The sequence below is a fragment of the Breznakia blatticola genome (assembly GCF_004365815.1).
Taxonomy (GTDB): Bacteria; Bacillota_I; Bacilli_A; order Erysipelotrichales; family Erysipelotrichaceae; genus Breznakia; species Breznakia blatticola.
This window is the reverse complement of the sequence record NZ_SODD01000016.1, coordinates 15,863-28,203: the sequence shown is the minus strand read 5'-3', so window position 1 is coordinate 28,203 and position 12,341 is coordinate 15,863. Positions and strand designations below refer to the sequence as shown.

Genomic DNA, 12,341 nt, shown 5'->3' with positions numbered 1-12,341 from the left:
ATTAGTTTTAATGGTTTTATATCGTTCTCCATTGTTTCTTGACTCTAGATAAGCTCTTAGAACAAATCTTAAGTCTTTCTGAGTAAACAATTCATAGTTTATTGGTTCTAAAAAAGTAACTGTCTTCTCTAATTCAAAAATTTGAGACTCGGATTGCTGGTCCTTCTTTAAACGTTTAAATAATTGTATTAAAGTCATAATGTTATCTTTCCCTTCTAAATATATAAAATCTACTAAACTTATTGAGAGTGAATATAGATGCTTCAAAACTAAGAAGCAGTAATCGTCATTACTTGTTTTGCATAAAATAAATAACAGGTAATGAGCAAACTATAATAATGACGAGAATAAAAATAGCACTTAAGATTGTCTTGCATACGATTGAGTCAAGTTCTCTAAACATATTTTCAAATAAGACTCCAAACAATATCAATATTGGTGATAGCGCCACAAATGTCATGAAAAGCATTATAATAATTGCAATTACTTCAAACATGACTGACACCTCCTTTTCAAACGTCTTAAGTCCATTAAACACAATTGAGCAAGGTAACCACCTTGTTTTTTTTATTTATCAATCCCATGTTTTTAACACTTCGCTAAGTTCTTCTTCATTCATTGCCAGTAATATATCTTCCTTCTCCTGTTTGCAATTTGATGAATTCCACTGTTCTCCAGTAAATGCAGCACCTTGCAAAATTTCTTTAATATCACTATCACAAGAACATGTATACAAATTTCTTCTTGCTATAATCCCACATGCAGTAATAACTCCATCAACGAACGTTTGCTTTTGTTTTTCATTCATTTCTTATACCTCATTCTCTCTGCAATAATTAAGTGACCATCATATGCACATTTAAGCAACAGGAAACATTCGTCTACTCTCTTTCCTGCAATATGATTAGGTATTCTTGTCCTAACTTCTTTACATAAGCCAATAATTTGATCTCCTGAGTATCCACCTTTTTCATTTAGCCAACAAACTTCTATTTGCTGTTCATTTTTAATAAACTCTAAAAACTCACTCAAATTCATCTTTTAGTTCCTCCATGTTAATCCATATTCTATTCTACTTTTAAGTTATCAAAGTTACTTTCGATACTTTCATATAGCTGCATTACTTCTAAAGTCAATGTTTTATGTTTAATCTCAAAAACAGTCCCCGCTTGGGAAAGTTCGTAGAGATTCTTTTTGATCAACAACCATTCAGTATCACCTTTTGTAATATATTTATTATTTACTGGATCCTTACACGTTCTCTTTACAGTGTAGTTGAACTTTTCACCATTCAATGCAGCATATGCAGATAATTGAATCACTTTATATGCATTATTTTTTACTGATTCGTTCAAGTACAGATTATTGGAATATTCTTTGTCCGAATTTACTTTTTCAAATATGAAACCAGTTGTATTGGGTTCGATTTCCATTGCATCTTCATTAAAAGTTAAGTGTAGTTCTTCAAAGTATTTTTCATCGACTTCATCACAAGATAACAACAAGCAATTTACCTTCAAATCCTTGTCAGTGTTTCCATTTTCATCAAGAACTGTTATCTGAACTTCTGTTCTTTTTGCTGACTTTATTTCTGTGTTCTCTTTCACAATTTGCTCCATCCCATATATCACTCCTGCAGTACATACCGTGGCAATAATAAATATCAAAATTGCTGTTCTCATTTTTCTCAATTTTGGATGTTCAGTATAAATAAGCGTTACTATCATAAACATTGCCTGAATGATATATATATTGGATAGAATTTCTTCATTCCTTCCAAATGTAAAGAAACTATATATAGGTTCCACACGCAAACGACCATCTAAAATCAATCGTGATATAAATATTCCTACTATTCCAAATAGCAAGTTCAAACCACTGAACAAACGTAATGCTAAAAAGTAACCACTACTAAGTAAGTACTTTTTACTTTTCTTGTCTTTTTTAATTTTCTCGTGCATCTCAAAGTAATACACCAGCGACAGATAAAGAAAAACGATGAATAGTAAAAAATGCGTCACTATTATTTCGTCAAGCTTTCCAACTTCACTCAAATTCATTCTTTATCACCGCAAACTCTATCAGTAATTTGTTCAGTATGAATTGCATCTAGCTTTTCATTTGTATTTCTTAGTTCGCGAAGAATGTTTACTAATAAACACGCTACTGGAACTAGTAATGAACCTAAATAAGCAAGTGGAAGGTATGCTTCATTTAAAGACATATTAATGATCATTAGTACTAACATCATTACTTCTCCCATTCCTACCATTAATTTTTTCATAAGATAATTTCCTTTCTTCTGCAAAAGCAGAACCTAATAATTAGTACCTCATATTTTGTGTTTGTCTTATTTATGTCTATGTTTTTGTGAGGTGGAAGAATTTTGGGTTATTAGGCAATCCCATGTATTATTCTTACTTTTTTCGTTTATTTAAACGACCATGGTCGCATTTCACAATAATGCCTAATAATTGTTACGCCTTTGCTTTAATTAGTATGAAGTAATCATATCTATGTGTGTAGTGTGTGTTTCAAGGATAGAATGGGCAATGGGTTATTAGGCAATCCCAAATATTTCTGTAGTTCAAGACGTGTCTTTTTTAGGAACGTCTATTATTCAATTTGCATCGAACAAGAATATAATTGTAGATTGAGTAGCTTGCTGCAGCTAATGTACTTAGTAGTACGATCGTAATTAATATGTTCATTTTAATTTCCTTTCTTTTGTTTATATAAACGACCTTTGGTCGTATTTTTCGGAGAGCCTAATAATTGTAAGGATATTAGGAAATCCTACCGTTATATGTATTGGACTTACATGTTTCAGTTATTTTTCTCGATAAAGTAACAATGCCAAATGTTGTTTATGTTCATTTTTATAAATAAGGCCTTTTTTTCTTGTTCTATGTCTTGCGAATTATTTTCTAAAATGGTATATTATAGACGTACAGGGGCCTTGTGGCTTTATGAGTACACTAAAAACGTGCCGGAAATAGCGAAGAAAATTTTTGAAGGCAAATACTTGAACTAACTTGAACGTCGCCAAACATAGAAGTTAGTTTTTTTTTGCTCTTACTGATTTTGTTTTTGCTTTGTAATTTCTGCTACCGTCATATCCAGTGTACTTGCAACCCTATGCAGAGTTTTAACTGAGAAGGTAGCGTCCTTTTTAGGATCTAACATTTTCCACAGTATTGAGTATCCAATATTCGCATCTTTTGCAAGCTTATACAAAGACATTTCTTTTTTTTCAAGCTCAGAACGAACGTTGTGAATAATAATTCCATGTAAGTCTTTTAAGCATTGTCTATCCTCCACCGAATCACTCCTTCCTGGTAAAACAAAAAAACGGCATACAAGTCAATCTATAAATATAAATAGATTAACCTATATGCCGAAGCATTAAAAATGGTCGGGCCGGGGGGACTTGAACCCCCACGAGGTTGCCCTCAACGGATTTTAAGTCCGTTGCGTCTGCCTATTCCGCCACGGCCCGATATTTATTTGCACACTTCGTCACTTTTCAAAAATGGAGGTTCCTACCAGATTTGAACTGGTGATCACAGAGTTGCAGTCTATTGCCTTACCACTTGGCTAAGGAACCCCAAATACAAATGGTGCGCGTGAAGGGACTCGAACCCCCACGGTTGCCCGCCAGATCCTAAGTCTGGTGCGTCTGCCAATTTCGCCACACGCGCAAGTGCTTTTATATTATAGCATAGTCAAAACAAATTGCAATATCAAAAATGTAAAAAAATCAAAATATTTCACGCTAGTATTTTCGCATCTTTTTCGACACATTTTGTCATGAATTATTTGTGATTCAATAAGATTATTATCACAAATTATGATACGATAGGATAATCATGGAGGGTGTTATGTTAGAAGTATTGAATCAAGTAAAAACAATCGCAGTGGAGGCAGGTCGTTTTTTTAAAGAACATAGAGATTTTCAAACAAATGAAAAAGATGGTGCAAGCAATATTGTTACAAGTACCGATGTAAAAACACAGGAATTTGTAATTGAACGTTTACGCGCGATTATGCCTGATGCGAAAATTATAGCTGAGGAAAATGATGTTAAGGATTATGATGATGGATATGTTTGGGTAATTGACCCCATCGATGGAACAACCAACTTTTTCTACGATATAAAAATGAGTTGTGTGTCTATTGCTTTACTTTACAAACAAAAAAGCATTCTAGGTGTTGTGTACAATCCTTACCTTAATGAATTGTTTTATGCAACTGAAGGCGAGGGTAGTTTTCTAAATGGAGAACCAATTCATGTAAGTACTGCTGATGAAGCACATAGTTTATTTGCGGTGGGGACTGCCCCATATTCAAAAGAGCGACTTATCGATTATACTTTTGATACATTTCGCAAGTTATTGCTAACTGGTCGTGACATACGACGTTGTGGTAGTGCAGTATTGGACTTATGTTATGTTGCGTGTGGACGCTTTGATGGTTTCTTTGAAGCTTCACTTAGCGCATGGGATTTCTCGGCTGGACGAATCATTATCGAAGAAGCTGGCGGACTAATTGAGCCAATTGCACCGGAGACTTGGAGTTATGAAAAACCAATTGGAATGATTGCCGGTAATGCAAGTAATTTCACCTTCTTAAAGGAAGCAACAAAACGTTAATAAAATTTATAATTTTTTAAAGAAAGGTACTTGTCAGAGTACTTTTTCTTTGCTATAATAACAAAGCAATGCCTGAATAGCTCAGTTGGTAGAGCACTCGGCTGTTAACCGAACGGTCACAGGTTCAAGTCCTGTTTCAGGCGCCATGAAGCGTGATAAGCACTGATTATGTCAGTGCTTTTTTATTTGTTTAAAAAGCGTATTACGCTCTTATCTTTATTTCACTTTTCTTCTAGCCAATAAGATACCTAAACTACCAATACCAAGTACAAGCATTAGCATAAGTATCGATACATTTGTTGAATCACTTTCCTTCCTATCAAATAAACTTTTAAATCATTTGACCTAAAAAATACCTACTATTTCTAGTAGGTAATAATTTCATATCCGTCTTCTGTAACAAGAATCGTATTTTCCCATTGCGCGGATGGTTTTTGGTCCATTGTATAAATTGTCCATCCATTATCCGCATCTTGGAAGATCTCTGCAGTTCCTTCATTAATCATCGGTTCAACAGTAAATACCATACCTGGAACCATTAGCATTCCCGTGTTTTTCTTCGTTGTAAAACCAACCCATGGCTCTTCATGAAACTCCAAGCCAACGCCATGTCCACCAATTTCACGAACAACTGAATATCCGTGTTTTTTCGCATATGCATTTACTGCAGCACCAACATTTCCCAGTGGTTCCCATGGTTTGATTTGTTTGATACCTTCAAGCATTGATTTTCTAGCAACATCAACCAGTTTCTGTTTATCTTTACTTACTTTACCAACGCAAAACATTCTTGATGAATCTGAAAAATATCCATCATAGATTGTAGAGACATCAATATTCACAATATCGCCTTCCATCAATATTTCTTTTGTGGACGGAATTCCATGACATACTTGATCATCAATTGAAATACAACTACTTTTTGGAAACCCTTCATAATTTAATGGTGCTGGAATTGCTCCATAAGATAATGTCTTTTCGTGAATCAATTCATCTACATATGCAGTAGAAACACCTGGCTTTATAAAAGCTCCAATATAATCTAGTAGTGCAATATTGATTTCACTACTTTTTTTAATTCCTTGAATTTGTTCTTCCGTTTTAATTAGATCCATGGTTGGAACTTTACATCCTTGTTTTTTATAAGCTTCAATTTTTGCTTGTATTTCATCTCTATTCATTTTACGCTCCTTTTATATCCATATACTGCTTACGATACGCACTTGGTGATTTTTGGTATTGCTTGTAAAATGCACGACTTAGCACATCACTTGATGCATACCCATACCGTTGTGCAATCACGGTAATTGTTTCATTTGTCATAATAAGTTCGCTTGCAATTGCTTCTAGTTTACACTTCGATACATAGACTTTATATGTCATACCCGTAAGTTCTTTAAAGTGTCGTGAACAGTAATAGGTTGAGTACCCTACTGCATGAGCCATCTCATCCAAGGTTGGTGTTGATGCTACATGTTGTTTCACCCAATCTACCATAAATTGTTTTACTTGTACTGGCATATGCATATCCTTTCTGTAACTTACAATATATGTATTATACCAAGTTTATACAAGCTTTACTTGATATGACTTGCGATTCTACATTTTTAGCACGTAGTATACTTCTCGATAAATTGTCCTGCATCAGTAACATTTGATACATATCGTTTTAGTATATTAGCAATAAGCATTCGATCATCTGCAGCAGTAAATGGATTTCGTAATTGTAGTTTATTTCCAGCTAATGTAAAGGTAAAGTTATATTGCTCATACGGAAAACCGGCGGGTCCAAAGCCAAAGTACAATATCTTTCGTTGCATTTGTATTTCTACTTCTTGTATATCTGTATACGCGCAAAATGTTAGTAGTGATGCATTGGTTTTAAAAAGTGCAGATATCCAGTATCGTACATCCTTAAAAAATGAATTGCTTTTATAATACCTTACACCATCCTCTAAGAACTCTATATAATTATTTCGATTATAAATATCACTACTAAATCTCGTATACCCAATTAAGATCATATTGCAAAGTATTTGTGCACCAATTATCAACATTCCCACAATCGGTGGAAGTGTAACATCAATCATACTTACAATTGCACTAAGAAACACACCAAATAAGAGATAAAAAAGCAACACATTAAGTAAACGTCGCCACGCTAGTTTTCTTGTCATCCTTCTTCCTAGTGATGGTGTTTTATTGGTTTTGAAATAACCAAGTTTTAAACCATCTGTTTGTTTTGAAAGATGCTTATAATTTTTAAGTACAGGTAATTCTTTTTCTTTGATTACTTGAATTAGGTCTACACGTCTTTTCATAATTTCCATTTCTTCTTCCAATTGGATAGATGTAATATCTAGAATCTCTTGAAGCGAAACTTTCCCTTGTAAGATTAAACGAATATCATCGATTGAAATATCAAAACTTCGCAATTGAATGATTGTTTCCAGTTGGCGTATGTCTTCATCATCAAATATACGAAAGTCATTTTCATCTCGTTTTGGTTGAAGTAAACCTTCCTTTTCATAGTATATAATCGTTTGTTTACTTACTTTGACCTTCTTTTCAACATCACTTATTTTCATAATGTACCTCCTACCTTTTTTGTACACTATATACCAACTATACACGCAAGCATTTTTCAAAAAAAGTGTAATCCATGTTTTTCTCTCTTCGTTTCAAAATAAAAACGCAGATTCCTCCACGTTTATACACTTATTACAATATGTTGTTCTTTATCTGGGACTTCAGGTGTTTCTCCATCTTGATAACCTATAGCTAATGCTGCAATACTAATCACATCATCAGGTAATCCCCATGCATACATCAATTGTTTTCCTTCTACTTGTTGGAAAACTTCCTTTGGCATATGTACCCAACATGAAGCCAGTCCTACCGCATTTGCTGCATGCATCAAATTCATTTGTACTGCCGACGCATTTTCAATTGCTGTATAGTGATTTGCAGGTGCAAAAAGCACAATAATTGTAGGTGCTCCATAAAATGGATCTTTATCAGTTCCAGCATTTTTTAATTCAACTAATGCATCGCGATAAATTTGACTTTGCACGACCACCATCAAAGTCGTTTGTCGATTCATTGCACATGGTGCAAGAACACCAGCTTTTAATACTGCATCTAATTCTTCTTTTTGAATTTGTGTGTCTTTAAACGAACGAATACTTCGTCGTTTATAAAGTAAGTCTAATGCATCTTTATTCATGTAATGTCTCCATCTCTTTTTTAAATATCCACACACACGGTTTATCTGCTTTTGTAAATCCTAACTTTTCTTGTAACTGCAATGAAGTTTCATTTTTTTGTTGAACTTGCGTATATGCAATTTGTTTTGTCTCAAGGCAGTGATTAATCATACTTGCTACAAGTGTTTTGGCAATCCCTTGTTGACGATAGTCTTCAAACACTTCTAAAAGTCCAATTGCTCCACTGTTATGTAAACCTATATATCCAGCAAGTTTATCATCCACATATGCACCAAGCATTCCATTTTTAATACATGATGCAATATACCCAGGCTGATCATAAATTGGATTACTGTACGTTTGCTTTACAATCTCAATATCTTTTTCAGTTAATGGTTGAATACGAATTGTTGTATTTGTCAGCACTGCTTTCTCTTGTTTTTCATATACCAAATTGTATGAGTTGAACTTTGTCCCATACGTAATATACGAATCTATGCATTCTATAAAAATATCATCGCAAACACACAAGCCATGATAATCCTGTGGAATGAGTTGTAAAATATCCATCGCTGCTTGTTTATTTTTAGCACTTGCATAATACATATCATCTGCATGACTTAGCAGCAACAAGCCATCATTTTCTTCATATAGAACTTCGCATTCACCTTTTTTATAAAGAATATACATTTCGATGTAACGCTCATAATTTGTACGCAAGTAAGCGCTTGTCATATCACTATCTTCCACAATTTCTTGTTGCGCTACATTTGATAAGGTGAGTAATAAGACGATTCGTATCGTCGCATATATTGCTAAAAACACACCGATGACAATCATTGGCGTTTGCGCATCACGAATTCCTTTGTATATAAATGCGAAACAAACCAGTAATAAAATTATACTGGTTTGATATCGTTTATGTTGTTTCATTAGCGAACAGTTGCTCCTGGTTCCATACTCTTAAGATTTACGACCTCAATTCCATTTGCATCTTCACCAACAAGAATCATACCTTGGCTTTCCACACCACGAATTTTTGCTGGTTTTAAGTTTGTCACGACGATAACTTTTTTACCAATCATATCTTCAGGTGTATAGTCTGGTGCAATTCCACTCACCACTTGACGTGTTTCCGTTCCAATGTTGATTTGTGAAACAAGTAGTTTATCTGCTTTTGGATGCTTTTCACACGCTTCGATTAAACCAACTTTCATTTCCGTTTTCATGAAATCATCAAATGTAATTTCTGGTTTTGTTTCTTGTACTTCTTCTGTAGTTTCTTCAACTGCAGCAGCTTCTTTTGCCCATTTTTCTTCTAATTCTTTTTCATCAATACGCGCAAATAGAATGGAAGGTTTTTCTACGACCGTGTAGCTATCCACACTACCAAAGGCAACAGTATCAAATGTACGTGCATCTGTTTGTAGTTGATCAAAAATCGCTTGTGCACTTTTTGGAATGAATGCTTCTAATTGGATTGTACAAACACGTATTGCTTCAAGCAAGTTAAATAAGACAGTTTGTAGACGATCTTGTTTACTTTCATCTTTTCCTAACACCCAAGGTGTTGTTTCATCAACATAACGGTTGGTACGTTTTAATACATTGAAGATTTCAGCAATCGCTGCATCCACATGTAATGTATCCATTTTCGCTTCTACTTTTGCATTTAATTCATTTACTGTACGAATTAAATCTTCATCTACGGTTTCATGTACTTTCGTATTTGTTACAGTTCCACCAAAGTATTTGTTTGTCATACTTACTGTACGGTTTACTAAATTTCCTAATACATTGGCTAAATCTGAATTACTTCTTTCCACGAGTAGTTTTTCTGAGAAGTTTCCATCATTTCCAAATGGTACTTCACTTAACAAGTAATAACGTACAGCGTCTACGCCATAGTCATTAATATATACACGTGGATCTTTATAGTTACCTAATGATTTAGAAATTTTTCCTCCATCAACAACTAGCCATCCATGTCCATACACTTGTTTTGGTAATGGCAAATCAAGTGCCATCAACATAATTGGCCAAATTAATGTGTGGAATCTAAAGATTTCTTTTCCAACTAGGTGCAGTTCAGCTGGCCAGTATTTTTGAAACAAAGAATCATCATCACTGTTATATCCAAGTGCTGTAATATAGTTTGAAAGTGCATCCATCCATACATAGATTACATGGTCTGGATCAAAATCAACAGGAATTCCCCATTTGAAACTTGTTCTTGAAACCGATAAATCTTGAAGACCTGGTTTTAAGAAGTTATTTAACATTTCTTTATAACGAGATTCTGGTTGCATCAATTCCGGATGACTTTCCAAGTATTCTTCTAATTGTTTTTGATAATTACTTAAGCGTAAGAAATACGATTCTTCTTTTACTTTTTTTACTTCACGTCCACACTCTGGACATTTTCCATCGACAAGTTGTGAATCTGTCCAAAATGACTCATCTGGTGTACAGTACCAACCTTCATACTCACCTTTATAGATATCCCCTTTTTCATATAAATCACGGAACATCTTTTGAACAGCTTTGACATGATATTCATCTGTTGTACGAATAAACTTATCGTATGTAATTCCTAATGATGACCATAAGTCTTGCGCATTAGCGACAATTTTATCCACGAAACTCTTTGGATCTGTTCCAGCAAGTTTTGCACGTTCTTCAATTTTTTGTCCATGTTCATCTGTACCTGTTAAAAAGAATACATCAAAACCTTTGGCACGTTTATAACGTGCTAATGTATCTGCAATTACTGTTGTATAACAGTGCCCAATATGAAAATTATCACTTGGATAATAAATTGGGGTTGTTAGATAATACTTTTTCTTTTCCATGTTACCTCCATATAAAATAAAAAATCCCACCCAAAGGACGAGACTACCGTGTTACCACCTTATTTTGTATGCTTATACATACCTTAAGTGCGTTAACGCCGCATACGTTCATACCTACATATCGATATGAAAGCTCAAAAACCATCTTCACTATGACGCATTCGCAAATTTACACCAACCATTTGCTCTCTAGAGAACGTTTCATACTTACTCTTTTTCTCATCGCTTATTCCAACCTATTATAATATACTTTGTCCAATAATTAAAGAGAATATGCAAATACCTGTATTTGAAAAGAAAAGATAGTCTCATAAGTGAAACTATCTTTAAATTCTCTATTTTTCGATTTTTTTAATTTTTTCCCAACTGAATTGAGGATCTCCGAAATGTCCATAACATGCAGTTTTTGCATATACTGGTTTTTTCAGATCAAGTTCTTCAAGAATGTTACGTACTGAGAAATCAAAGTTCTTTTTAATGATTTCAAGTAGTTGCTCATCACTTGTAACTCCTGTACCAAATGTATCTACTAATAACGATACAGGTTCTCCTTTACCAATTGCATAAGCAACTTGAACTTCACAACGACGTGCAAGTTTATTAGCTACTACACTTTTGGCAACATAACGTGCATAATATGCTGCAGAACGGTCCACTTTAGTTGGATCTTTACTTGATAAACATCCTCCTCCAATACGTCCCATTCCACCGTATGTATCTACGACGATTTTACGTCCAGTTGTTCCTGAATCACCAAAGGATCCACCTACAATGAAACTTCCACTTGGGTTGATAATGTATTTTGTATTTTCATCAACAAGTTCTACTTCTAATGAAGGACGTACGACTTCATTCATAATAAGTTCTTTGATTTCTTCTTGGCTTACACCTTCAGCATGTTGTGTAGAAACAACAACTGTATCAATACGACTTACTTTATCATCTTTGTATTCAACAGATACTTGTGTTTTTCCATCTGGTTTTAAAATATCTGCATGTTGACGACGTACTTCTGTAAGTTTACGTGCCAGTTTGTGTGCATAATAAATTGGAGCAGGCATGTATTCATCAGATTCATCACATGCATAACCAAACATCAACCCTTGGTCACCAGCACCAACTTCTCCATCATTTTCTTCTACAGCAGCATAGATTTCTGCACTTTGACGGTTTACTTTCACAAGTACATTATAGTCTTCTTCATAGCCAATTTTCTTAATTACTGCTTTCGCGATTGCTGGATAATCAATTACTGCTTTCGTGTTTGCTTCTCCATAAATTAACACAAAATCATCTTTAATTGTCGCTTCCACCGCCATTTTACTATTTGGATCTTCACGTAATGCAGCATCTAAAATCGCATCAGCAATTTGGTCACAGATTTTATCTGAGTGCCCTTCAGTGATACTTTCACTGGTAAAAATGTAATCTTTCATCAATAAATTCCTTTCTGGCAATTAAAAAATGCCTCACGAGAAGGCATTGCTTTTTCAAGTATTCTTCTCTTATCGTTGTTAGCAGTACCACCTTTCACATATAGTGAGGTTGGCGTGGGATCTAACGAGCTAACTCTCTACCCCATCTCTTGATAATTGATGTATGGTTATTTAACCATAAAGGTACAAGTAAAG

The 12,341-nt window shown here is 34.3% G+C and carries 13 protein-coding genes, 4 tRNA genes, 1 riboswitch and 1 other annotated feature; of the genes, 2 read left to right on the top strand and 15 right to left on the bottom strand.

Annotated features, from left to right (window positions below; all coding sequences use genetic code 11):
* Nucleotides 1-574 precede the first annotated feature (574 nt).
* The 8 genes from EDD63_RS05890 to EDD63_RS05855 form a co-directional block, all read right to left on the bottom strand.
* Nucleotides 575-808, bottom strand: coding sequence for a hypothetical protein (locus EDD63_RS05890; protein WP_134169438.1), 234 nt, complete (start codon nucleotides 806-808; stop codon nucleotides 575-577).
* Nucleotides 805-1,038 carry a hypothetical protein gene (locus EDD63_RS05885; protein WP_134169436.1) on the bottom strand — a complete coding sequence of 78 codons (234 nt, stop codon included), beginning with the start codon at nucleotides 1,036-1,038 and terminating at the stop codon, nucleotides 805-807. The genes EDD63_RS05890 and EDD63_RS05885 overlap by 4 nt, the downstream gene beginning before the upstream one ends.
* Nucleotides 1,039-1,067: 29 nt before the next feature.
* On the bottom strand, nucleotides 1,068-2,060 hold the full coding sequence (locus EDD63_RS05880; protein WP_134169434.1) for a hypothetical protein: 993 nt from the start codon (nucleotides 2,058-2,060) through the stop codon (nucleotides 1,068-1,070).
* Entirely contained in the window at nucleotides 2,057-2,284 is a 228-nt protein-coding gene (locus tag EDD63_RS05875) for a hypothetical protein (protein ID WP_134169432.1), read from the bottom strand. Before EDD63_RS05875 ends, EDD63_RS05880 begins: the two co-directional genes overlap by 4 nt.
* A gap of 791 nt (nucleotides 2,285-3,075) precedes the next feature.
* On the bottom strand, nucleotides 3,076-3,321 hold the full coding sequence (locus tag EDD63_RS05870) for a helix-turn-helix domain-containing protein (protein WP_134169430.1): 246 nt from the start codon (nucleotides 3,319-3,321) through the stop codon (nucleotides 3,076-3,078).
* Nucleotides 3,322-3,412: 91 nt separating this feature from the next.
* A tRNA-Leu gene (locus EDD63_RS05865) sits at nucleotides 3,413-3,499 on the bottom strand.
* 34 nt (nucleotides 3,500-3,533) lie between these two features.
* Nucleotides 3,534-3,607, bottom strand: a tRNA-Cys gene (locus EDD63_RS05860).
* 11 nt (nucleotides 3,608-3,618) lie between these two features.
* A tRNA-Leu gene (locus EDD63_RS05855) sits at nucleotides 3,619-3,701 on the bottom strand.
* A 180-nt stretch (nucleotides 3,702-3,881) separates the two neighbouring features.
* Here EDD63_RS05855 and EDD63_RS05850 point away from each other — a divergent pair.
* Complete coding sequence (locus EDD63_RS05850) at nucleotides 3,882-4,652, top strand: inositol monophosphatase family protein (RefSeq protein WP_166667561.1); 771 nt, start codon at nucleotides 3,882-3,884, stop codon at nucleotides 4,650-4,652.
* A gap of 70 nt (nucleotides 4,653-4,722) precedes the next feature.
* Nucleotides 4,723-4,798 (top strand) — tRNA-Asn (locus tag EDD63_RS05845).
* Between the two features lie 219 nt (nucleotides 4,799-5,017).
* Here EDD63_RS05845 and map read toward each other — a convergent pair.
* The 7 genes from map to metK form a co-directional block, all read right to left on the bottom strand.
* Nucleotides 5,018-5,833: a type I methionyl aminopeptidase gene (map, locus tag EDD63_RS05835; protein WP_134169426.1), complete on the bottom strand. Its 816-nt coding sequence runs from the start codon at nucleotides 5,831-5,833 to the stop codon at nucleotides 5,018-5,020.
* A gap of 1 nt (nucleotide 5,834) precedes the next feature.
* Entirely contained in the window at nucleotides 5,835-6,173 is a 339-nt protein-coding gene (locus tag EDD63_RS05830) for a helix-turn-helix domain-containing protein (protein WP_134169424.1), read from the bottom strand.
* A gap of 86 nt (nucleotides 6,174-6,259) precedes the next feature.
* A complete protein-coding gene (locus EDD63_RS05825; protein WP_134169422.1) occupies nucleotides 6,260-7,240 on the bottom strand; it encodes a MerR family transcriptional regulator in 981 nt (326 codons plus the stop codon).
* A 122-nt stretch (nucleotides 7,241-7,362) separates the two neighbouring features.
* Nucleotides 7,363-7,878, bottom strand: coding sequence for a nitroreductase family protein (locus EDD63_RS05820; RefSeq protein WP_134169420.1), 516 nt, complete (start codon nucleotides 7,876-7,878; stop codon nucleotides 7,363-7,365).
* Nucleotides 7,871-8,791 carry a GNAT family N-acetyltransferase gene (locus EDD63_RS05815; protein ID WP_134169418.1) on the bottom strand — a complete coding sequence of 307 codons (921 nt, stop codon included), beginning with the start codon at nucleotides 8,789-8,791 and terminating at the stop codon, nucleotides 7,871-7,873. The genes EDD63_RS05820 and EDD63_RS05815 overlap by 8 nt, the downstream gene beginning before the upstream one ends.
* Entirely contained in the window at nucleotides 8,791-10,710 is a 1,920-nt protein-coding gene (gene metG, locus EDD63_RS05810) for a methionine--tRNA ligase (RefSeq protein ID WP_134169417.1), read from the bottom strand. The genes EDD63_RS05815 and metG overlap by 1 nt, the downstream gene beginning before the upstream one ends.
* A gap of 30 nt (nucleotides 10,711-10,740) precedes the next feature.
* Nucleotides 10,741-10,942: a binding site (T-box leader), on the bottom strand.
* 103 nt (nucleotides 10,943-11,045) lie between these two features.
* Nucleotides 11,046-12,146: a methionine adenosyltransferase gene (gene metK / locus EDD63_RS05805; protein ID WP_134169415.1), complete on the bottom strand. Its 1,101-nt coding sequence runs from the start codon at nucleotides 12,144-12,146 to the stop codon at nucleotides 11,046-11,048.
* A gap of 66 nt (nucleotides 12,147-12,212) precedes the next feature.
* Nucleotides 12,213-12,305: riboswitch (SAM riboswitch) on the bottom strand.
* Nucleotides 12,306-12,341: the final 36 nt, after the last annotated feature.

Bases quoted from the DNA above. Each gene is read 5' to 3' on its own strand.
- metK (WP_134169415.1), bottom strand. From the start codon at position 12,146: ATGAAAGATTACATTTTTACCAGTGAAAGTATCACTGAAGGGCACTCA.
- EDD63_RS05815 (WP_134169418.1), bottom strand. From the start codon at position 8,791: ATGAAACAACATAAACGATATCAAACCAGTATAATTTTATTACTGGTT.
- EDD63_RS05820 (WP_134169420.1), bottom strand. From the start codon at position 7,878: ATGAATAAAGATGCATTAGACTTACTTTATAAACGACGAAGTATTCGT.
- metG (WP_134169417.1), bottom strand. From the start codon at position 10,710: ATGGAAAAGAAAAAGTATTATCTAACAACCCCAATTTATTATCCAAGT.
- EDD63_RS05890 (WP_134169438.1), bottom strand. From the start codon at position 808: ATGAATGAAAAACAAAAGCAAACGTTCGTTGATGGAGTTATTACTGCA.
- EDD63_RS05875 (WP_134169432.1), bottom strand. From the start codon at position 2,284: ATGAAAAAATTAATGGTAGGAATGGGAGAAGTAATGATGTTAGTACTA.
- EDD63_RS05880 (WP_134169434.1), bottom strand. From the start codon at position 2,060: ATGAATTTGAGTGAAGTTGGAAAGCTTGACGAAATAATAGTGACGCAT.
- map (WP_134169426.1), bottom strand. From the start codon at position 5,833: ATGAATAGAGATGAAATACAAGCAAAAATTGAAGCTTATAAAAAACAA.
- EDD63_RS05825 (WP_134169422.1), bottom strand. From the start codon at position 7,240: ATGAAAATAAGTGATGTTGAAAAGAAGGTCAAAGTAAGTAAACAAACG.
- EDD63_RS05830 (WP_134169424.1), bottom strand. From the start codon at position 6,173: ATGCCAGTACAAGTAAAACAATTTATGGTAGATTGGGTGAAACAACAT.
- EDD63_RS05850 (WP_166667561.1), top strand. From the start codon at position 3,882: ATGTTAGAAGTATTGAATCAAGTAAAAACAATCGCAGTGGAGGCAGGT.
- EDD63_RS05885 (WP_134169436.1), bottom strand. From the start codon at position 1,038: ATGAATTTGAGTGAGTTTTTAGAGTTTATTAAAAATGAACAGCAAATA.